This window comes from Bacillus sp. FSL K6-1012 (assembly GCF_037964915.1).
Taxonomy (GTDB): Bacteria; Bacillota; Bacilli; order Bacillales; family Bacillaceae; genus Bacillus; species Bacillus halotolerans.
The window spans coordinates 3578091-3599392 of record NZ_CP150175.1; the positions used below are offsets into that span (position 1 = coordinate 3578091).

Here is a 21302-nt window from a genome sequence, read left to right on the forward strand (position 1 = left end):
ATTCAGTGTCTAATAGAATAATGTCGAAAAGCAAATTACGCAGGTTTGTTACTGATAAAGCAGGCAAGACCTAAAATGTGTTAAGGGCAAAGTGTATTCTTTGACGTCATCCCTTTACATATTTTAGGTCTTTTTTTATTGCACGTAATCGACTTGCCATTATCAACAGGAGGGCTGGAAGAAAGCAGACCGCTAACACAGTACATAAAAAAGGAGACAAGAACGATGAACATCAAAAAGTTTGCCAAACAAGCAACAGTATTAACCTTTACAACCGCACTGCTGGCAGGAGGCGCGACTCAAGCGTTTGCGAAAGAAGCAGATCACAAACCGTATAAAGAAACGTACGGCATTTCCCATATTACCCGCCACGACATGCTGCAAATCCCTGAACAGCAAAAGAATGAAAAATATCAGGTGCCTGAATTTGACCAATCGAAGATTAAAAACATCTCTTCCGCAAAAGGCTTGGACGTGTGGGACAGCTGGCCATTGCAAAACGCTGACGGCACAGTCGCAAACTACCATGGCTACCATGTTGTCTTTGCATTAGCCGGAGACCCTAAAAACGCGGATGACACATCGATTTACATGTTCTATCAAAAAGTTGGCGAGACTTCCATTGACAGCTGGAAGAACGCAGGCCGTGTCTTTAAAGACAGTGACAAGTTTGATGCAAATGATCCCATCTTAAAAGATCAGACACAAGAATGGTCAGGATCAGCTACATTTACATCTGACGGCAAAATCCGTTTATTCTACACTGACTTTTCCGGTAAACATTACGGCAAACAAACACTGACAACTGCACAGGTTAACGTGTCAACTTCAGACAGTTCTCTTACGATTAACGGTGTAGAAGATCACAAGTCCATTTTTGATGGCGACGGCAAAACATATCAAAATGTTCAGCAGTTCATTGATGAGGGCAACTATAGTTCAGGCGATAACCATACGCTGAGAGACCCTCACTACGTGGAAGATCACGGCCGCAAATACCTGGTATTTGAAGCGAACACAGGAACTGAAGACGGCTACCAAGGCGAAGAATCTTTATTTAACAAAGCTTATTATGGCAAAAGCTCATCATTCTTCCGTCAAGAAAGTCAAAAACTTCTGCAAAGCGATAAAAAACGCACTGCAGAATTAGCTAACGGCGCACTTGGCATGATTGAGCTTAACGATGACTACACACTGAAGAAAGTCATGAAGCCGCTGATCACATCTAACACAGTAACTGACGAAATCGAACGTGCGAATGTCTTCAAAATGAATGGCAAATGGTATCTGTTCACTGACTCTAGAGGATCAAAAATGACAATCGACGGCATTACATCTAACGATATTTACATGCTGGGTTATGTCTCTAACTCCTTAACAGGCCCGTACAAGCCGCTGAACAAAACCGGCCTTGTGCTGAAAATGGATCTTGATCCTAACGATGTGACCTTTACTTACTCACACTTTGCCGTACCGCAAGCTGAAGGAAACAATGTCGTTATTACAAGCTACATGACTAACAGAGGCTTCTATGCAGACAAACAGGCAACGTTTGCGCCAAGCTTCTTACTGAACATCAAAGGCAAAAAGACATCTGTTGTGAAAAACAGCATCCTTGAACAAGGACAATTAACAGTTAACAAATAAAAACGCAAAAGAAAATGCCGATATCCTATTGGCATTTTCTTTTATTTCTTATCAACATCATAAAGGTGAATCCCATATGAACTATAAAAAAGCAGGCAAATGGCTAACCGTATTCCTGAGCTTTTTAGGAATATTGCTGTTTATCGACTTATTTCCAAAAGAAGGACATGACCAAAAAACAAAATCAACACAGAAGCCGGACTACCGGGCGGCATATCATTTTACGACGCCGGATAAATGGAAAAATGACCCTCAAAAACCGATCTATTTTGATGGCAAGTATCATTATTTCTATCTATATAACCGGGATTACCCAAAAGGCAACGGTACAGAATGGCGCCATGCCGTATCAGACGATTTGGTGCACTGGACAGATGAAGGCGTGGCGATTCCGAAATATACAAACCCGGACGGTGATATTTGGACCGGTTCCGTCGTGGTGGATAAAGAGAACACAGCCGGCTTCGGGAAAAATGCGCTTGTCGCGATTGTGACACAGCCCTCAGCCAAAGACAAAAAACAGGAACAATATTTGTGGTACAGCACAGACAAAGGAAAATCATTCAAATTCTACAGTGGCAACCCCGTTATGCCTAATCCGGGCACAGACGATTTTAGAGATCCGAAAGTGATATGGGATGACCAGGATAACAAATGGGTCATGGTCATGGCTGAAGGATCAAAAATCGGCTTTTATGAATCCGATAATCTTAAGGACTGGCATTACACAAGCGGATTCTTCCCAGAGCAGGCGGGAATGGTCGAATGTCCTGACCTCTACATGATGCGGGCAAGCGACGGAACGAATAAATGGGTTCTCGGTGCGAGCGCGAACGGTAAACCGTGGGGCAAACCAAATACGTACGCCTACTGGACCGGTAGCTTCGACGGAAAAGAATTTACAGCCGATCAGACTGAAACCCAATGGCTTGACTATGGCTTCGACTGGTACGGCGGTGTGACGTTCGAAGACAGCAAAAGCACAGATCCATTAGAAAAGCGGTATGCGCTTGCCTGGATGAACAATTGGGATTATGCCAACAACACCCCGACAATGAAGAACGGCTTTAACGGCACAGATTCTGTCATACGCGAACTCCGGCTGCAGGAGCAGGACGGAACATACAGCCTCGTCTCACAGCCGATTGAAGCTTTGGAGCAGCTGACTGTTTCAACTGACGAAATAGAGGATCAGGATGTGAACGGATCAAAAACTCTGTCGATAACAGGTGATACGTATCAGCTTGATACGGATCTTTCTTGGTCAGAGCTAAAGAATGCAGGCGTCAGGCTCAGAGAATCAGAAGACCAAAAACGCCATATTGATGTCGGCATTTTCGCTGAAGGCGGCTATGCATATGTCAATAGAGCAGCCACAAATCAGCCTGACAAAAGCAATACCTATGTCGAAAGCAAAGCTCCTTATGATGTAAGCAAACGTAAGGTGCATTTGAAAATACTTGTCGATAAAACAACGATAGAGGTATTTGTTGACGACGGGAAAACCGTTTTTTCAAATGAAGTCTTCCCAAAGCCTGAAGATAAAGGTATTACCCTTTTTTCTGATGGCGGCACAGCCTCCTTCAAAAATATAACAGTGAAACACTTTGATTCGATTCATGAATAAAAACAGGTGCAGCGCGGGCTGCGCCTGTTTTTTATTCAGAACGGTATTCTCTGTTTCATATTGGGCATTGTAAGAAATATAAGGCTTGTTTCTAAGGAGGAAGCGGATGTCTAAACAAGGAAATTTTCAAAAATCGATGTCGCTGTTTGATCTGATTCTGATCGGGATGGGAGCTATCTTTGGATCAGCATGGCTGTTCGCTGTCAGTAATGTCGCTTCAAAAGCAGGACCCTCCGGCGCTTTTTCCTGGATTATCGGAGGAGCCATTATTCTGTTAATCGGACTGGTGTACGCAGAACTCGGAGCCGCTTTACCCCGCACTGGAGGCATCATCAGGTATCCGGTCTATTCACACGGCCATTTGGTCGGCTATTTAATTTCATTTGTCACAATTGTCGCTTACACAAGCCTGATTTCGATTGAAGTCACAGCCGTCCGGCAATATGTGGCCTATTGGTTTCCTGGCCTGACCAAAGAGGGCTCTGACTCACCGACCATTGCAGGCTGGATTTTGCAGTTTGCCTTGCTCTGCTTGTTTTTCCTGCTGAATTACTGGAGCGTTAAAACCTTTGCAAAAGCCAATTTCATTATTTCTATTTTTAAATATATCGTACCGGTCACGATCATTATTGTGCTGTTTTTTCATTTTCAGCCGGGAAACTTATCGGTTGAAGGGTTTGCGCCTTTTGGTTTTACAGGCATACAGGCCGCCATTTCGACGGGGGGTGTCATGTTTGCATATCTCGGGCTGCACCCTATTGTGTCTGTTGCCGGTGAGGTACAAAATCCGAAACGCAATATCCCGATCGCTTTAATTATCTGTATTATCGTTTCAACCATTATTTACACGATTTTACAAATCACCTTTATCGGTGCGATTCCGACAGAAACGCTGAAAAACGGCTGGCCGGCAATCGGCCGTGAATTTTCATTGCCGTTTAAAGATATTGCGGTCATGCTCGGTTTAGGATGGCTTGCAACGCTTGTCATTTTAGACGCCATTCTGTCTCCGGGAGGAAACGGGAATATTTTTATGAATACGACATCTCGCCTCGTTTACGCTTGGGCGCGGAACGGCACATTATTTGGCATATTTTCAAAGGTCAATAAAGAAACGGGAACACCCCGTGCTTCACTCTGGCTTTCATTTGCCATGTCGATTTTCTGGACGCTCCCCTTCCCTTCGTGGAACGCGCTCGTCAATGTCTGTTCTGTCGCTCTCATCCTTTCTTATGCGATTGCACCAATTTGTTCAGCCGCACTGAGAGTAAATGCGAAGGACTTAAACAGGCCGTTTTATTTAAAAGGAATGAGCATCATCGGGCCGCTTTCATTTATTTTCACAGCTTTTATTGTGTACTGGTCAGGATGGACAACCGTTTCCTGGCTTCTCGGCTCACAGCTCGTCATGTTTTTGATCTATCTCTGCTTCAGCAAATACGCGCCTAAAGAAGACGTCAGCCTGGCCCAGCAGCTGAAATCAGCCTGGTGGCTCGTCGGATTTTATGTCATGATGCTGATTTTTTCCTATATCGGCTCTTTCGGGCATGGCTTAGGCATTATCAGCAATCCCGTCGATCTCATATTGGTTGCCATCGGCTCGCTTGCGATTTACTATTGGGCAAAGTATACCGGGCTCCCGAAAGCCGCTATTGATTATGATAAATAAGAAGCAGGAGTTTCTCTTGCTTCTTTTTTCGCTTTACAAACGCCATCACTCGAGATAAAATGAATGATAGTCAGTCATTACAGGAGGTGTTCCTCGTGCCAAAACAAACATCAGGAAAATATGAAAAGATTCTGCAGGCGGCGATTGAAGTCATTTCGGAAAAGGGACTCGATAAAGCCTCCATCTCAGAGATCGTAAAAAAAGCCGGCACTGCCCAAGGAACGTTTTATTTATATTTTTCATCCAAAAATGCTCTGATTCCGGCCATTGCGGAAAACCTTCTCACTCATACGCTAGAGCAAATCAAAGGAAAACTGAATGGCGAGGAAGATTTTTGGACCGTCTTACAAACCTTAATTGATGAGACGTTTCACATCACAGAGCGCCATAAAGATATTATTGTCCTCTGCTATTCGGGGCTTGCCATCGACCATTCCATGGAAAAATGGGAGACCATTTATCAGCCTTATTATTCCTGGCTTGAGAACATCATCAACAAGGCGATCGACAGCCAAGATGTGATCGAAGGCATCAATGCAAAGTGGACGGCAAGAACCATCATCAATTTGGTTGAGAACACAGCAGAACGGTTTTATATCGGGTTTGAACAAGATGAAAACCTTGAAGTATCTAAAAAAGAAATTTTCACATTCTTAAAACGGAGCTTAGGTAAAGCTTAAAAAATGACTGGGTGACACCGCTCATTTTTTAATACCTAAAAATGACTGACGTTCATTCATAAAAAGAGGTGTTACTGTTGTATTGGGTACTTGTTTTGATAGCAGGGCTTCTAGAAGTGGTTTGGGCCTCCTCCCTCAAACATGCGGATTCGCTTTTTGATTGGATTATCGTTTTTCTATTAATAGCGATAAGCTTTATACTGTTAATCCGCTCTTATCGAAAAATTCCTATGGCCGCGGCGTATACCGTATTTGTCGGAATTGGAACGGTCGGAACCTACACGACCGGGATCTTCTTAGGCGAATCCTTCTCAGCAGCGCAAATCTTCTTTTTGATGCTGCTGCTAGCCGGTATTTTAGGAATGAAGCTTTTCACAAAAGAAAATAAAACTCAGCCGAGAGGTGAAAAATAATGGCGTGGTTTTTATTATTTATTGCGGGTATAGAAGAAATTATAGCTGCCATCGCCATGAAATATATAGACGGCACAAAGAAAAAATGGCCGATTATTGTGATGACTGCCGGATTTGCTTTATCTTTTTACTGTCTTTCACAGGCCATGCAAGTCCTGCCTTCCGGTGTTGCTTATGCCGTCTGGACCGGTATAGGCAGCATAGGCGTAACAGCAGTCAGCCTGATTTGGTTTAAGGAACGGTTTCAGCTTTCTCAGCTGATTTCTCTTTGCCTGATACTTGCCGGCGTCATCGGCCTGCGTCTTACGTCTTAGATCATGAAAGGCATATACAGAAAGCTGTATATGCCTTTTATCTTTTACTCATCATCCTGGTGTTTATGAAGATGAAGCGGCGGCGGGATGAGCCAGCCTTTGTTTTTCAGCAGCCTTAAGTATTTTGCCCCTGTTGCCGCCTTGGTCATATGAAATTGCCCAAACATCATGGCGATGTCTTCGCGAATCGACTGCCCCATAATTTTGCTGCATGTCACAAGACCGGCTGCATTTTGCGCCGCTGCAGATGCGGCCACATCCGGATCGAGAAACCGCGCGCCCGGCGGAATGTCGTTAAGATCTGCATCCGGCGGCTCAGGAGAAGCGGGCGGAAGCCCCACGCCGTTTTCTTTCAGGATATTGCTGACCTGTTTGATTTCATCTTGGCATTTCTCTATGGACTCACGAAGCAGCTTCTTTAAATCGCCATCACCAACATGATGCAATAACATCTGGTAATTGCCGATCATTTTATTTCCCGCCATCACATAACTCCACAAACTGAATACCTCACCGTAATGCATCGGTTCTTCCTGCGGGTTTCCGCTTAAAATACCCATGTTCATCCTCCTTGCAAATTCATATCGTACATCTCATAACGTGCCCGAGAGGAGGAATATTTATGTTTCAGCGGGAAATTTTTATAAAACAAAAAAAGACAAAAGCGCCAAAATGCCAAGCCCTTGTCTTTCCTGTTGTTCTATTGGACGCGCTCGGAGGGATTCGCCCCCCGGCAGACGTGGTACCGGAAACCATTCAAATGCTTTTGTAGTATGAGTTATTGATTCCATCTATTTTTTAATTAAAGTTATAAACTCAGGGGGTTTTCTTTTCGAAACGAATTAATTTTTAACGAGCTGGCGGGATGCTTTGTGGAAAACAAAATAAATTTTCGGGATCATATTTCGCTTTTATTTTTCGAAGCCTTGCAAAGTTTGCACCATAATATTCTTTTCCGAAATTTTCAATGTTTTGATCTGGAACATTAACATATGAACCTGCTACATATGGTTGCATCAGCTGACGTACTCTTTCAACTGAGGCAAGGTTTGAAGCTTCTTGTGATTTATTTTGCCAACTAGCCGTCCATTCCGTATAAAACAGTGGATGGCGCCAAAAAAAGGCTGTTTCGTCTTTAGGTACTCTTCTTATAGCACCCCCCCAATTTATAAAAAAGAAGTTGGAGTCTGCTCCAGTGGCCTCTTCCAAGAATTTTCTCATGATTGAAATGGGTTCGTCAGACCAAAGATCATGTCCCCAGGCTGAGGAGAATTTAACACTCTGATCATTTCTGCCAGGGATGGGTTCGTCAGGGTCTAAGAAATCTATAGCATCTGGATAGGATAATGTTTTGATATCTGCTCGTGTTGGAGTTCCAGCATTTAATAAAGGATTTAATAATTTAATCAATTCATTTTTTGGACCGAGGAAAATTCCTTCTGCATGACACAAACCATTTACTTTGCTGTAAATTTCAAGGTAGCATCCTAATCGTTCATCTACAAACGGCGCCCATTTCTGCCAGGCTTTAAAAACCGTCTCCAATTGTTCCCATGGCCAAATAATATTGAAGACAGTTGCTGTTTTAGGGGCACGATGAACTTTGAAAGTATATTGGGTATTATATCCAAAGTTTCCTCCGCCGCCACCTCTAGAAGCCCATAGTAAATCCTCATTGCAAGATTGATTTGCGTGAATAATCCTGCCTTTTGCATCTACCGTTTTCAGTGCGAGAAGGTTATCACTTATAAGGCCAATCGATCGTGAGACTACTCCAAATCCACCGCCCATCGTAATTCCTCCGATTCCAACTGTTGGGCTGTCTCCAAACGGAGCCATAAAACCATCTCGAGCTAATCCTTTTACAAGCGGGCCAACATGAATGCCAGTTTGAACGGTTGCAATCGCGTTTTCTTCATCTAAGAAAACTTTATTCATGTCACTCACATCAATAACAATTCCTCCACTTACTACTGAAAGGTTCTTATCTAGAGCATGGCGACCACTTCTGACACGTAAGGGCACATTATTCTCACGAGCCCATTTAATAGCATTACTAACATCGTATGAATCTTGTGCAAAAACAAAGACAAGAGGATAGACATCAACATAAGGGTTCCAATTCTTAACTGCCTGTGTATAGCCGGGGTCCCCTTTGAAGATTACACGCCCTGTTAACTGTGTTGATCCCATATATTTCACTCCCAATAAAATTTGATTCCGATATCAGCATATGTAGGATCTGGATAAATTCTTAGACAAATTTTCTACGAACTTAAAAACATACAAAAAAGACAAGAGCGGCAAATGCCAAACCCTTGTCTTTCCTGTTGTTCTATTGGACGCGCTCGGAGGGATTCGAACCCCCGGCAGACGTGGTACCGGAAACCACCGCTCTATCCAACTGAGCTACGAGCGCATATTGACATATTTTCACTGCGTGATGATAACGTCAGCATAACTCATTATACGGTATTTCAGCCGAAATAACAACCCTCTATTTTAAAGGGCTGTTTTTTTAAGAAGACACATCACCTTCTTTCAGAAGCTCACATACGATGGTTTGAACCGTTGTATTTTTGGGGAAAATGGGAAAAAGAGAAGAGTTTGCATGTCAAGCCAGCTTTTTGTTTGACCTTTATTGACCAAAAATGTATCATGTAACTACATACTTACCTAAAAGGTGAAGGAGGAGCATTATGAATTTAATACCTACAGTCATTGAACAAACGAACCGCGGGGAAAGAGCGTATGACATTTATTCTCGTTTATTAAAGGATCGTATCATCATGCTTGGATCTGCGATTGATGACAACGTTGCGAACTCCATCGTGTCACAGCTTTTATTCTTAGAAGCGGAAGACCCTGAAAAAGATATTTCTATTTACATCAACAGCCCGGGCGGCTCTATCACGGCCGGTATGGCGATCTATGATACCATGCAGTTTATTAAGCCGAAGGTATCTACAATTTGTATCGGTATGGCTGCGTCAATGGGCGCGTTCTTGCTTGCTGCCGGAGAAAAAGGCAAACGCTATGCGCTTCCAAACAGTGAAGTTATGATTCACCAGCCTCTTGGCGGAGCTCAAGGCCAAGCGACAGAAATTGAAATTGCCGCGAAACGTATTCTCTTGCTTCGCGACAAATTAAACAAAGTGCTTGCTGAACGTACTGGCCAGCCGCTTGAAGTGATCGAACGCGACACAGACCGCGATAACTTCAAGTCTGCTGAAGAAGCGCTTGAATACGGCCTGATTGACAAAATTCTGACTCGCAACACTGAAGAGCAAAAGTAAAACGAGAAGAGCCTTCCTTTCGGAGGGCTCTTTTTTAAATTTCTGTCCACTTTTTCTCTAAAATCGGATATGAGTAGTTCTTCATTTGCTCAACTAACTCATCGGGCCTTGAAGAGCTATGAATCAGTTTAAGATGAGAGTCGTTAGAAAATCCTTCTTGAATGCTGTATTTGACCATTTTCATCATCGGTTCAAAATATCCGTTGACATTATACAGTCCGATTGGCTTTTGATGAATGCCGATCTGCGCCCAGCAAAGCACTTCAAATAATTCTTCATATGTACCGAAACCGCCCGGCATGGCGATATAGCCGTCAGCCAGTTCGCTCATTTTTGCCTTCCGTTCGTGCATGCCGTTGACTTCAATCAGCTCTGTCAAGTTTTGATGGACAACCTCTCCGCTGAACAGGCCGCTTGGCATCACTCCAATTGCAGTGCCGCCGTTTTCCATTAACGCATCGGCAATCGCGCCCATCAACCCTACACGAGAGCCCCCGTATACCAGGCCGATTCCCTGCTCTGCCATATACACGCCAAGCTCTGTCGCTTTTCTTTTATACGCTTCATTTCCCCCCGGGTTTGAGCCCGCAAATACACAAATTGTTTTCATCTCGTCATCTCCGCATCTATATATCGTATTAACATTCAAAAAATACACTATATATTGTCCCACCTTCATGTGATAATATCAATATGAAATACATAAAGAATGCAGGAGTGATGATGTTGCAGCTGGCTGATGCTGAAAAATGGATGAAAGAGTTTTACGAAAAAAGGGGCTGGACGGAATACGGACCGTTTATTCGAGTCGGGTTTTTAATGGAGGAAGCCGGAGAGCTGGCACGGGCTGTCAGGGCGTACGAAATCGGCAGAGACCGGCCGGATGAGAAAGAATCGACACGAGCTGAGCAAAAACAAGAATTGATTGAAGAAATGGGAGACGTCATCGGAAATATCGCCATCCTTGCTGATATGTACGGCGTTTCTTTAGAAGACGTGATGATAGCCCACCAAGAAAAACTGACAAAGCGATTTGAGCATGCATAAAAAAAACGGCCGCAGTCGGCCGTTTTTTTCATCCTGTGATTTCATCATGATGATCAAAGAAATGCTGCTTTCCTATTTTGTGAAAGAGGCCTGTTTTATGCAGGAGCTCTTTAGGCTGAGACTGCAGCCCTACGATCATCAGCTTTCCGTTGTGGCGCTTAATTCTGTTCATGATGTTCACAAGCACCGCTTCTGCAGATGTATCCATGTAATGCACTTTATTCATGAGTAAAATGAGGGTCTTCGGCTTTTTCTGTACATGCTCTAACAGTGACGATTCAAGCGAATCAATCGATCCGAAAAACAGCGGTCCTTCTATGGAGTACATGCTGACGGAAGGATCTGTCCCCTGCTCACTCTTAGCCGCTTTCGCAAGAGCTGGATGAGACTCCTGATTGTGAATACGGGTCGCTTCACTCATTCTTCTGATGAAGAACACAAATGCGAGCAGCAATCCGGTCGCCACACCGACGATTAAATCAAACAGAACGGTCAGGACAAAGGTAGCGGCTAAAATGAAGGAATCGGCGTTTTTCAATCTCAGCATGTTTGCGACTTCCTTCCGCTCACTCATATTCCATGCGACAACCATCAATATCGGCGCCATACTTGCAAGCGGAACGTGGGAAGCATAAGGCGCGAATACAAGCAGTACAAGAAGAACCACGACGCCGTGAACGACACCTGAGACAGGTGAAACCGCTCCGTTTTTAATATTGGTTGCCGTCCGCGCAATCGCTCCGGTAGCCGGGATTCCGCCAAACAGCGGCGCGGCCATATTCGCAATCCCCTGGCCGACAAGCTCTTTGTTGCTGTCGTGCTTTGACCCTTTCATATTATCGGCAACCATCGCGGATAATATTGACTCGAGGCCGCCAAGAAGCGCGATGACAAGCGCTGCCGGAAACAGCATGACCATTTTATCTATTGTCAGCTCCGGAAACTGAAATTCAGGCAAATGGCGAGGAATATCTCCATAGGTTGAGCCAATCGTTGCCATGCGGTCAGGGAAAAACACAACCGCAACAAGCGTAGAAATGAGAAGAGCCAATAAAGCTCCGGGTACTTTTGGCATCACTTTGGCGGATACAAGCAAAATGACAAGTCCGATGACTGCTGTCAAAATGGCATATCCGTTAAAGGTGCCGAGCTTCTGTGCAATTTCAAACATGTTGTGATGAAAGTTCTCATGTTTTTCTACGTTTTTCAAACCGAGAAAATTAGCGATTTGTTCAGTGAAGATCAACACGGCGATTCCAGCCGTAAATCCGACGATAACTGGCTTCGGCACGTACTTCATAATTTTGCCGAGCTTAAACAATCCGAACAGCACCAGCATGACGCCTGCCATAAACCCCGCTATCAGCAGATTTTCCAGCCCGTACTGCATCACAATACCGAATAAAATCGGGACAAACGCGCCTGTCGGACCGCCAATTTGATATTTAGATCCCCCGAACAAAGAAATACAGATCCCCGCCACGACAACAGTATACAGCCCGTATTCAGGCTCGACTCCCGAGGCAATGGCAAACGCCATCCCTAAAGGAATTGCCACGACTCCTACTACGATACCTGCAATTAGGTCTTTCTGAAATTTCTGCAAATTGTATCCCTTGAATCTCCCAGAGAATCGCATATTTTGTTAAAACCTCCCTTATGAATTAGTCTTTATGAACTCAGTTTCATAACCGTTAATCACGACATCAAGTTTGCCTGTCTCCGGGTGTATCACAAGCCCGTGAACCGGCAGCTTTTTTGGCAGCAGCGGATGATTCTTGATCAGATTGACACTGTGGGAAACGCTTTCTTCCACACTGTGAAAGCCGGTCAGCCAGGTTTTCAAATCTAATCCGGCGCTATCAAGCAAACTCAGGCAGCTTGCTTCTACCCCGCGTTCCTTTGCTTTTTCAAGAATCGAGGCCGCATTCAGGCCTGACATCCCGCATTCATGGTGGCCGATTATGCAAACCTCTTCAGCCTGCAATTCATAAATGGCGACTAATATGCTGCGCATGACACTTCCAAATGGGTGAGAAACGATGGCTCCCGCGTTTTTTACAATCTTAGCATCGCCGTTTTTAAGCCCCATTGCTTGCGGAAGAAGTTCTGTGAGTCTTGTATCCATACAGGTAACAATAACGAGCTTTTTTGAAGGAAATTTTGTCGTTTTGTAGGGTTCATACTTCTTCTCTCTGACAAATTGCTGATTGTGTTCCAAAATTGATGTTAAAGAAACCATTTTTATTCATCTCCCATCCCTATGTTATTGCAAGCCTTCTTACCCAGCTTACAGTAAGGAATTATAGCATAGGAACAGGCTGCGAAAAGGCTTTCAACAAAAGACGATCTAATTGGACTGTAAAATAAATACGTAAAAATTTATATCTTTCAAAGATAATAAAATTTATATTTATTGAATCCTATAATCCAGGTTCTGCTGATATTTTGGTGATTTGTCTGACAAAAAATATAGGCGAATTCAGATAATTAAAAAACTTATTTAAGCAGAGGCTGCTGTTTTTTCAGTCATCTCGATCATTTTAAGTTCAAAAGAACCAGAAATTTTAACAAACGCAGCAATATTTCTAACTTCTATTTCTTTCCGATATAATAAAATAGACAACAGCCATAAAGGGGGAGCCTTGTTGAAACCATTTGTATTTATCACCAAACCGATTCCTGAAGAGATTGAAAACATGATCAGTGAGCATTGCCGCTATGAGATATGGCAGGAGGATACACTTCCGCAAGAGGTGCTATTCGAAAAAATGAAAGATGCTGAAGGGCTTTTAACTACTGGAACATCTGGGCCGTCCATCAACAGCGAGCTGCTTGAACATGCTCCTAAGCTGAAGGTCGTCAGCAATCAATCCGTCGGCTACGATAATTTTGATATAGAAGCGATGAAAGAAAGAAGCGTCGTCGGCACTCATACGCCTTATACTCTGGATGACACAGTGGCCGATCTGGCCTTTTCTTTAATTCTATCATCGGCCAGACGTGTTGCTGAACTGGACCGTTTCGTCCGGGCCGGTAAATGGGGTACGGTTGAAGAAGAAGACCTTTTCGGCATTGACGTCCATCATCAAACATTAGGCATTATCGGCATGGGCAGAATCGGCGAGCAAGCGGCCAGACGCGCCAAATTCGGTTTCGATATGAACGTGCTTTATCATAACCGCCATCGCAAACAAGAAACTGAAGAAAGCATCGGCGTCAAATACGCTGAGCTTGACACACTGCTGGAGCAATCAGATTTTGTTCTGCTGATTACTCCGCTGACTGACGAAACGTATCACATGATCGGGGAACGTGAATTTAAACTGATGAAGGATTCTGCAATTTTCGTCAATATTTCCCGGGGAAAGACGGTTGATGAAAAAGCCCTCATCCGCGCTCTTCAAGAAGGCTGGATTCGCGGTGCCGGTTTAGACGTGTACGAAGAAGAACCTATCGCAAAAGACAACCCGCTCTTGCAGCTCGATAATGTCACCCTACTGCCGCATATTGGCTCAGCAACAGCTAAAGTGCGTTTCAATATGTGTAAACAGGCCGCTGAAAACATGATCGCAGCTATCAAAGGGGAAACACCGAAAAATCTGACAAGAGAATTTCAGTAAATTAAAAAATCCGGTCTGATGAAGACCGGATTTCATATTACATATGCTGGAGAACAGCACGCTTATAAATATGACGAGTGACGATATAATAAACAGCCTGGAACACAAAATAAATGAAGATGACAATCACGGCCTCAAGAAATAAGTTAGCATTCAGCATGTTGCTTAACGCCACATACGCAAAACCGGCGTGAATCGTGCCCGCGATAAACGGGATGAAGAACAAAAATCCAATTTGTCTTCCAAGGATGGAGTGAATCTCTTTGTCCGTAATCCCCATTCTCTTTAATGCTAACACTTGCACTCTCGTATCTTCTATTTCAGTAAACATCCGCAAATACAGCATGCTTCCTTGAACGATAAAAAACAGCACGCTGACAAACAGACCGATAAACAGCATTAATGCGACTCCCTGCTTCACAACTTGAAAACTCGGAGCACGCGTTTGAAAATCAGATGTATGTTCTTTCGGCACCATGTTTTCAAGCTTCTCAGAGACGTCCACCGTCTCCTGCCAATGCTCAAGCTCGTAGCCTACCACTCTCGTCTGATCCTTCAGCGGCACCTCCTGTGTCAGGCTGTCAAAGCTTTTTTCGCTGAGAACCAATAAACGGCTGACTCCTCCGACTGACATCAATATCCCTTTGTTTTGCTGCTTTTTCATGACATAGGAAAGTGATTTTCCTGACTTCATATGAAATGCTGCTTTTTCCCCTTCCCCGAACGTATCTTTCACCATCATTTGAAACGGAACATTGATAAACGCTTCATTTTTTTGTAAATGAATAACGGGAAAACCTTTTTCCTTTGCGACTTGATTATAGATTTTCTCTGAAATCAGCAAGGCCTCTGTTTCCGCCTTCCTGTTTCCATACGGCAAGTCTGATTGAAATGTAACAGGAATACCTGTGGCGTTCACTTTATATTTAATCTCAGCATCTGCTCTTTTCAATGTATTCTCAGCCGTCTCAGGCTTCATAACCTGAAAGCGGGAAGCGTCTTTTTCCACCCAGGCAACAGATTGAGGAATGCTTTGCTCCTCCTGCCTTTCTAAATCAGCATAAAACATATAGATCACACCTGTAGCGGTTAAAATGACTGCTGTAATCACAGAGGTTAAAAACAGCATGCGTGCGTGATCTTTCAGCCTGAATATCATGTTGGAACGCACAATGATATTGGTTCCTTTGTAAAAGCTGTGTTTCTTTCTGTACAGCATGCGGAAAAACGCGACACTGCTTTGTGTAAAAAAGAAATACGTGCCAATTAACACTAAAATCAAAATCGGAAAGACACGAAACATCATGTCGATCGCATTGGCTGTGGCAGACAGATAATAACCGCCAGCCAGACAAAGCAAAGACAGCACAGTGAGCCATTTTGAATAGGCCGGTAAATTTTTAGGTTTTTGAGCTGATTTAATCAAATCTATGATTTCGAGCTTGCGAATCTGCCCCAGCGATAAAATAAGCAGGACTTGAAACAATATGAGAAAACCGACCGCCGTCAGCACAAATGCTTTCGGTACAATCGCAAACGAGATCGGCACCTTCACACTGAGCATCCATGTCATGACCATAAAAAACAGTTTTGAAAATAACAGCCCCGTGCCGATACCGGCCGCAATCGCCGCAAGAGAAATCAGCGACTGCTCATAATAAATCATCTTTCGGAGCTGCTGCTTTGATGTCCCGAACAGCGTAAACAAGCCAAACTCTTTCTTTCTCGCTTGTAAAAATGCTGAATTTGAATAGGAAATAAAGAATATACAAAACACGATAATGACGATAAGAGCCGCGCTCAAACACGTTTTCACAAGGCTTCCGCCATACACATTGTCTTCCGTCACATCCGGGTGAAAAATAAAAGATGTGAAGACGAAAAAGACCGAGACGGCAAACACACAGCTTAAAAAGTAAGCAACATATCTTTGCAGATTCCCAATAATGTTCTTACGGGCGATGGTTCTCAAATTCATGAAAATCGCCTCCCAACACGCTCAGGGTATCTAGGATACTTTGATAAAACACCTGCTGATTCGTTCCCCTGCGGATCTCTGAAAAAAATCTTCCGTCTTTAATAAAGACGATCCGTTTACAGAAGCTTGCCGCTGTGGCATCATGCGTAACCAATAGTATCGTTGCTTCCTTTTCTTCATTTAGCTGAGCCAGCGTGTTCATGACCTGTTTTGCAGATTTTGAATCAAGGTTGCCTGTCGGTTCATCCGCCAATATCAGAGCCGGATTATGAATAATGGCTCTTGCACAGGCCGCACGCTGCTGCTGGCCTCCGGACACTTCGTATGTACGGTGGTCCAGAATATGTTTGATTTGCAATGTATCTGCCAGTTCATCTAAGCGGTTTTCCATTTCACTCAGCTTTACCTTGTCCAACGCGAGCGGAAGCAGGATGTTTTCCCGAATCGTCAGCGTATCAAGCAGATTAAAGTCTTGGAAGACAAAGCCCAGCTCTCTTCTGCGAAACAGAGCCATCTCTTGATCCTTTAACGTTTTCGGCTGAATGCCGTTGATCATCATCTCGCCCTGGGTCGGCTTATCAATGGTGGCCAGCAAATTCAGGAGCGTGGTTTTTCCGCTTCCTGACGGCCCCATGATGCCGACAAATTCTCCTTTATTTACACTGAGGTCAAAATCGCTAAGTGCCTGATATGACATCGTTCCTTTATTTGAATAATATGTTTTTGACAGCTTCGTTGTTTGCAGCACGTTCATGCCTCTGATCCTCCTTTTTTCTTTATTATAAAAAGGAAGTCAGCAGCCTCCCATCGAACTTTCTTTCAATCTCGCTTTCGAACCTTACAATGCTGTCACATTCGCCAGGGTGTCACTTGAAAAGACGATTGTCATCACGGTGCCCGCTCCCTCTTTTGATTGCGCGTACAGTCTATGGCCCAGCTGGCTGCACACCTCTTTCGCCAAATATAGGCCCATTCCTGTCGCCTGCGTCATGCTTCGCCCGTTTTCACCAGTAAAAAACGGATCAAAAATCCGTGGAAGATCCTGCGCCGGGATGCCGATACCGTCATCTGCAACTGATAAACGCGTTTCATGGCCTTGCGTTTCAATCCGGATGGTAATATGGTCCCCAACGCCTTGCTTTGAATATTTCAGGGCATTGAAAAGGATTTGCTCCACAACAAAGGAAAGCCACTTTTGATCACTGGAAACCTGGACGGCGTTTGGCGGCACATGTAATTTCGGGAAAAGCCGCCGTTTAATAAACTGCCGTTTTTCCTGATTGATCAATGAGCGGACAAGCTCTGTCAAATCAAAGGTTTCTGGTTTAACATCAAAAGCGAACTCCTCCAGCCGGGCTGTTTGCAGCATCATGTCCAGCCCATGGCGAAACCGTTCATTTTCATCTTCCAGCTCCTCTAAAAATGTCTGAAAGGAAAAAGCGGTCCCGTTCTTTCCTTCTTGAATCATTAAGGAAATGACGGATACGGGTGTTTTCATATGGTGAATCCATTGATTCGTAAATGTATAATGCTGTTTTTGTTTATTGATATATTGTGAGAGCTTTCCGGCATATTGATCACCAAGCGAGTTAATCATTTTTGTCCAAAGGGCTTGCTCTCTTGTTCTTGGCTTGCGGGCTTCAAGCGACCGCCCTATGTCATTTGAAGCGGGTGCCTGGTCGGCCAGTTTTTTCAAAAATGCCAGAAAGGACACTTGCCGGATGTAATCGGCAGTAAAACCAGCCGCCAAAAGGACACCAGGCAGAACCCATATGTACATCATATTTTCTGCAGAAGGCTCGGCACCGCTCTCTATAATGCTTAAATAGGCAATAAACATAGCGGCTCCTATGCTTAATAACGAAAAAAGAATAATGGCTAATCGGTCGATTATATAAGTCTTTAACACTCCCGTTCATCCTTCCGATTGACTTCAAATACATAGCCCTGCCCCCTGATGGTTGCAATGGCGTCTTTCAATCCGGCATTCTCCAGCTTTCTCCGCAGCCGGTTTACATTAACCGTTAATGTATTATCATCAACAAAATCGACGTCGTCCCATAATGCCTCCAGCAATTCATCACGCGAGACAATTTTTTTATGCTCTCTTATGAAAATCGAAAGCAGCTGAAATTCTTTTTGTGAAAACGAGATGCGGCTGTTCTTCCACTCCGCTTCATATTGATCTGGATATATCGTTAGACCGCCAAGCTCCACCAGTCTTGATTCCTGAGACAAAGAAGGAGAATACTCACCATAAGTCCGGCGCAGTACGCTTTTGATTTTGGCCATGACGACCTCTAAGTGAAACGGCTTTGTGATATAGTCATCGCCCCCGTTCTCAATCGCCATCACCTGATTCAGTTCATCAGTCCGCGCCGAGATAAAAATAATCGGAGCATTGGAAACCGTCCGGATTTGCCTGCACCAATAAAACCCGTCAAAAAAAGGGAGATTAATATCGAGCAGCACAAGATCCGGTTTCATTTCCGCAAATTCTTCCTTTATGTTATTCAGCTTTTCAGCTATTTTTATATGGTATCCGTATTTCTGAAGATGGCCGCCCAGCAATGAAGCAATCCGTTCATCATCTTCCACGAGTAAGATCCGATACACATTTATCCCCCTTATATGTCTAGCACGGTGATTTTTCTAGAAGATTCCAAAATTCATTATAGCATGTGGGGGATAGTAAATCGGTCTTTTTCTATTCGTTATGGTAGAATGAAAAAAGGGAAAAATTTCTTAATAAGTAGGTGTCATTATGAAGATAATCATGCTACTTGTAACCATTACGTCAACTCTTTCAGCATGCCAGCCGAACTATACCGGGGAATACATAGAAATTGGAGATTCACTGACTGAATACGAAAAAGAGTGCTTTAAAGAGAATCACATTCCTTATCAATATGAAAAAGGGAAACTGTATATCCCGGAAGATGCATTTGATGTAGTAATCAATACTTGTTCATAAGAAAAAGCTTGCAGTATGTCTGCAAGCTTTTCACATTACAAAAAATAAGTGTTTAATTTCTCTTCAAACTCTGAAGGGGCGATGTCACTTTTTTGGCCTTCTCCGCCGTTTTCATGAATCGTAAAATGGCGGTCTGACATGACCATCCGCCCGTTCGGTGTCAACTTTGAGGCAAGCAGTGATTTGTTAAAAGGAGATTTTTCATGAGAATGAATCAGGTCCTTCATGTCATCTAAATCACCGGGATCCCTCTCTTCAAGGGTAAAGGCATAACCGATTTGCCAGCCTTCTCCTTTGTCCATCAACAGAAGATGGGTGCCCATTTCCGTCGCTTTTTCCTTGATTCGGAATGCTCCCACAGTAGATTGTACCGTTTCTCCGGAAAGCGGTATCGGCTCCAGCGCCAGGTTGATGCCAAAACCAATATCAACAATGTAATCTCCCTTTTCTGCCGACAGCCATACAGCAGCATGGGTTCCTTCTAATGCCCACTCTTCTTGCTTTCCTGCATAAACTGTTCCGCGAATGAGCTTCACATGAAAACCGGCATCGCGTAAGACATAATAAAGAAAACCATTCAGGTCGTAGCATAGTCCACCATGCTGCTCTTTGATCAGACGGCGCCAAAGCTCCTCTTTGGTTACCTTATAATTCTCTTTTGCAAGAACTGCCCGGTTTTCAAAAGGGTATCGGTACGCCATCGCTTTTAGAAAAAGGGGAAGATCGTCGAAGCTGACATGATCCTTCTTCCAGCCGATTTTCTTAAAACAGTCTTTCAGAAAATCATTCATTTTGCATCACCTAAACTTCCTCTTGAACATACGCCGAAAGCTTTTCCAGCGCCTCTTGTTCATCTTCTCCCTCGGCAATCAATGTGACTTCTGTGCCTGTACTTACTGCAAGGCTCATCAGCCCCATGATGCTTTTCGCATTTACTTTTTTCCCATCCTTCTCAAGGAACACATCTGACGTAAACCGGTTTGCTTCTTGTACAAACAAAGCAGCAGGACGCGCCTGCAGTCCTGTCTTTAATCGAACTTCCACTTTCTGCTGAACCATAAGATCTCCCCTTTTCTTTACGGTTATTTTAAAGTGACGGTTTGCCCTGTCCGCAGCTGTTCTGCGATTTCGTCAAGTTTTCTCAGCCTGTGATTGATCCCTGATTTGCTGATTTTTCCGCTCGCTACCATTTCCCCCAGCTCTTTCAGCGTCACTTCCTGGTAATCAATCCGCAGCTGCGCGATTTCCCGAAGTTTTTCAGGAAGCGCCTCCAAGCCGATTCTTTCATCGATGTATTTAATATTTTCTACCTGTCTGAGCGAAGCCCCGATGGTTTTGTTTAAGTTGGCTGTTTCACAATTGACAAGGCGATTAACCGAATTTCTCATGTCTCTGACGATTCTGACATCCTCAAAACGCAGCAGCGAATTATGTGCGCCGATTACGTTCAGAAATTCAGTAATCTTTTCTGCCTCTTTTAAGTAAGTGATATAGCCTTTTTTCCGTTCGAGCGTTTTGCTGTTTAAATGAAACTCATTTAACAGGTCGCATAATGAATCGTTATGTTCTTTATAAAGAGAAAAAATTTCTAGATGGTACGAGGAGGTTTCCGGGTTATTGACTGAACCTCCCGCCAAAAATGCCCCTCTCATGTAAGAACGCTTGCAGCATCTCTTTTTGACAAGCTCTTTTGAAATATTTCGCTCAAACACAAAATTCTCGCCGAGTATTTTTAAATCCTCTAAGATGAACTTTGCATTCTCTGAAAAACGCACAATATAGACGTTATTCTTTTTCAGCCGCATTTTCTTTCTGACCAGCAGCTCAACCGACACATCATATTGTCTTTTCAGCAATGTATAGATGCGGCGGGCAATCGCTGCATTTTCAGTTTGAACATCAAGTACGAGATGGCGGTTAGCAAATGATAAAGATCCATTCATTCGGATAAGTGCAGACAGTTCTGCCTTAATGCAGCAGTCCTTCACTTCCAGGTTCGTTAATTCTTTTTTTGTTTCCGATGCAAATGACATA

23 protein-coding genes and 1 tRNA gene are annotated in these 21302 nt (G+C 43.7%); 11 read left to right on the top strand and 13 right to left on the bottom strand.

Annotated features, from left to right (window positions below):
- Window positions 1-225: 225 nt before the first annotated feature.
- The 6 genes from sacB to NSS75_RS18605 all read left to right on the top strand — a co-directional run bounded on the left by sacB (window position 226) and on the right by NSS75_RS18605 (window position 6350).
- On the top strand, window positions 226-1647 hold the full coding sequence (gene sacB, locus NSS75_RS18580) for a levansucrase (RefSeq protein WP_095712955.1): 1422 nt from the start codon (window positions 226-228) through the stop codon (window positions 1645-1647).
- 76 nt (window positions 1648-1723) lie between these two features.
- A complete protein-coding gene (levB, locus tag NSS75_RS18585) occupies window positions 1724-3274 on the top strand; it encodes a 2,6-beta-fructan 6-levanbiohydrolase (RefSeq protein ID WP_339234369.1) in 1551 nt (516 codons plus the stop codon).
- 106 nt (window positions 3275-3380) lie between these two features.
- The gene (gene aspP / locus NSS75_RS18590) at window positions 3381-4943 is read left to right on the top strand and encodes an aspartate/proton symporter AspP (RefSeq protein WP_024122949.1); all 1563 of its coding nucleotides are present in this window, start codon (window positions 3381-3383) and stop codon (window positions 4941-4943) included.
- A 95-nt stretch (window positions 4944-5038) separates the two neighbouring features.
- Window positions 5039-5623 carry a TetR family transcriptional regulator gene (locus NSS75_RS18595; protein WP_106019606.1) on the top strand — a complete coding sequence of 195 codons (585 nt, stop codon included), beginning with the start codon at window positions 5039-5041 and terminating at the stop codon, window positions 5621-5623.
- A gap of 77 nt (window positions 5624-5700) precedes the next feature.
- The gene (locus NSS75_RS18600; protein WP_044160350.1) at window positions 5701-6036 is read left to right on the top strand and encodes a multidrug efflux SMR transporter; all 336 of its coding nucleotides are present in this window, start codon (window positions 5701-5703) and stop codon (window positions 6034-6036) included.
- Window positions 6036-6350 (top strand): multidrug efflux SMR transporter, encoded by a 315-nt coding sequence (locus NSS75_RS18605; RefSeq protein WP_024122952.1) that lies wholly within the window; start codon window positions 6036-6038, stop codon window positions 6348-6350. The genes NSS75_RS18600 and NSS75_RS18605 overlap by 1 nt, the downstream gene beginning before the upstream one ends.
- A 44-nt stretch (window positions 6351-6394) precedes the next feature.
- On the opposite strand, the gene NSS75_RS18610 is transcribed toward NSS75_RS18605, so the two are convergent.
- Window positions 6395-6910 carry a DUF3231 family protein gene (locus tag NSS75_RS18610; protein WP_024122953.1) on the bottom strand — a complete coding sequence of 172 codons (516 nt, stop codon included), beginning with the start codon at window positions 6908-6910 and terminating at the stop codon, window positions 6395-6397.
- A gap of 62 nt (window positions 6911-6972) precedes the next feature.
- On the opposite strand from NSS75_RS18610, the gene NSS75_RS18615 reads away from it, so the two are divergent.
- The gene (locus tag NSS75_RS18615) at window positions 6973-7122 is read left to right on the top strand and encodes a hypothetical protein (RefSeq protein WP_198098052.1); all 150 of its coding nucleotides are present in this window, start codon (window positions 6973-6975) and stop codon (window positions 7120-7122) included.
- A gap of 77 nt (window positions 7123-7199) precedes the next feature.
- Here NSS75_RS18615 and NSS75_RS18620 read toward each other — a convergent pair whose 3' ends face one another.
- Window positions 7200-8543: an FAD-binding oxidoreductase gene (locus tag NSS75_RS18620; protein ID WP_024122954.1), complete on the bottom strand. Its 1344-nt coding sequence runs from the start codon at window positions 8541-8543 to the stop codon at window positions 7200-7202.
- A gap of 150 nt (window positions 8544-8693) precedes the next feature.
- A tRNA-Arg gene (locus NSS75_RS18625) sits at window positions 8694-8769 on the bottom strand.
- Window positions 8770-9049: 280 nt separating this feature from the next.
- Here NSS75_RS18625 and clpP point away from each other — a divergent pair.
- The gene (gene clpP / locus NSS75_RS18630) at window positions 9050-9646 is read left to right on the top strand and encodes an ATP-dependent Clp endopeptidase proteolytic subunit ClpP (RefSeq protein ID WP_003219849.1); all 597 of its coding nucleotides are present in this window, start codon (window positions 9050-9052) and stop codon (window positions 9644-9646) included.
- A 34-nt stretch (window positions 9647-9680) separates the two neighbouring features.
- Here clpP and NSS75_RS18635 read toward each other — a convergent pair whose 3' ends face one another.
- Window positions 9681-10256, bottom strand: coding sequence for a TIGR00730 family Rossman fold protein (locus NSS75_RS18635; RefSeq protein WP_024122955.1), 576 nt, complete (start codon window positions 10254-10256; stop codon window positions 9681-9683).
- 116 nt (window positions 10257-10372) lie between these two features.
- Between NSS75_RS18635 and NSS75_RS18640 the strand changes: the two genes are divergently transcribed.
- Window positions 10373-10693, top strand: a complete 321-nt coding sequence (locus tag NSS75_RS18640; RefSeq protein WP_024122956.1) for a MazG-like family protein — start codon at window positions 10373-10375, stop codon at window positions 10691-10693.
- A 28-nt stretch (window positions 10694-10721) separates the two neighbouring features.
- Here NSS75_RS18640 and NSS75_RS18645 read toward each other — a convergent pair whose 3' ends face one another.
- Both NSS75_RS18645 and NSS75_RS18650 read right to left on the bottom strand, forming a co-directional pair.
- Window positions 10722-12332 (bottom strand): SulP family inorganic anion transporter, encoded by a 1611-nt coding sequence (locus NSS75_RS18645; RefSeq protein ID WP_024122957.1) that lies wholly within the window; start codon window positions 12330-12332, stop codon window positions 10722-10724.
- An 18-nt stretch (window positions 12333-12350) separates the two neighbouring features.
- Window positions 12351-12935 carry a carbonic anhydrase gene (locus NSS75_RS18650; RefSeq protein ID WP_095712951.1) on the bottom strand — a complete coding sequence of 195 codons (585 nt, stop codon included), beginning with the start codon at window positions 12933-12935 and terminating at the stop codon, window positions 12351-12353.
- Between the two features lie 403 nt (window positions 12936-13338).
- On the opposite strand from NSS75_RS18650, the gene NSS75_RS18655 reads away from it, so the two are divergent.
- Window positions 13339-14316: a D-glycerate dehydrogenase gene (locus tag NSS75_RS18655; protein ID WP_216393890.1), complete on the top strand. Its 978-nt coding sequence runs from the start codon at window positions 13339-13341 to the stop codon at window positions 14314-14316.
- 37 nt (window positions 14317-14353) lie between these two features.
- Here NSS75_RS18655 and NSS75_RS18660 read toward each other — a convergent pair whose 3' ends face one another.
- From NSS75_RS18660 to NSS75_RS18675, 4 genes are all read right to left on the bottom strand, one after another.
- Entirely contained in the window at window positions 14354-16294 is a 1941-nt protein-coding gene (locus tag NSS75_RS18660) for an ABC transporter permease (RefSeq protein ID WP_216393891.1), read from the bottom strand.
- Window positions 16269-17048 (bottom strand): lantibiotic ABC transporter ATP-binding protein PsdA, encoded by a 780-nt coding sequence (gene psdA / locus NSS75_RS18665; protein WP_024122961.1) that lies wholly within the window; start codon window positions 17046-17048, stop codon window positions 16269-16271. The genes NSS75_RS18660 and psdA overlap by 26 nt, the downstream gene beginning before the upstream one ends.
- A gap of 84 nt (window positions 17049-17132) precedes the next feature.
- On the bottom strand, window positions 17133-18203 hold the full coding sequence (locus NSS75_RS18670; RefSeq protein WP_198098053.1) for a HAMP domain-containing histidine kinase: 1071 nt from the start codon (window positions 18201-18203) through the stop codon (window positions 17133-17135).
- Window positions 18197-18910, bottom strand: a complete 714-nt coding sequence (locus tag NSS75_RS18675; protein ID WP_106019614.1) for a response regulator transcription factor — start codon at window positions 18908-18910, stop codon at window positions 18197-18199. The genes NSS75_RS18670 and NSS75_RS18675 overlap by 7 nt, the downstream gene beginning before the upstream one ends.
- 148 nt (window positions 18911-19058) lie before the next feature.
- Here NSS75_RS18675 and NSS75_RS18680 point away from each other — a divergent pair, with 148 nt between their 5' ends.
- Window positions 19059-19268, top strand: coding sequence for a hypothetical protein (locus NSS75_RS18680; protein ID WP_010331995.1), 210 nt, complete (start codon window positions 19059-19061; stop codon window positions 19266-19268).
- A gap of 35 nt (window positions 19269-19303) precedes the next feature.
- Here NSS75_RS18680 and NSS75_RS18685 read toward each other — a convergent pair whose 3' ends face one another.
- The 3 genes from NSS75_RS18685 to whiA are packed head-to-tail and all read right to left on the bottom strand — an operon-like array spanning window position 19304 to window position 21301.
- Entirely contained in the window at window positions 19304-20059 is a 756-nt protein-coding gene (locus NSS75_RS18685) for an arylamine N-acetyltransferase (RefSeq protein WP_326231258.1), read from the bottom strand.
- 10 nt (window positions 20060-20069) lie between these two features.
- Window positions 20070-20327: an HPr family phosphocarrier protein gene (locus NSS75_RS18690; protein WP_024122965.1), complete on the bottom strand. Its 258-nt coding sequence runs from the start codon at window positions 20325-20327 to the stop codon at window positions 20070-20072.
- A 23-nt stretch (window positions 20328-20350) separates the two neighbouring features.
- Window positions 20351-21301, bottom strand: coding sequence for a DNA-binding protein WhiA (whiA, locus tag NSS75_RS18695; protein ID WP_024122966.1), 951 nt, complete (start codon window positions 21299-21301; stop codon window positions 20351-20353).
- Between the last annotated feature and the right edge of the window lies 1 nt (window position 21302).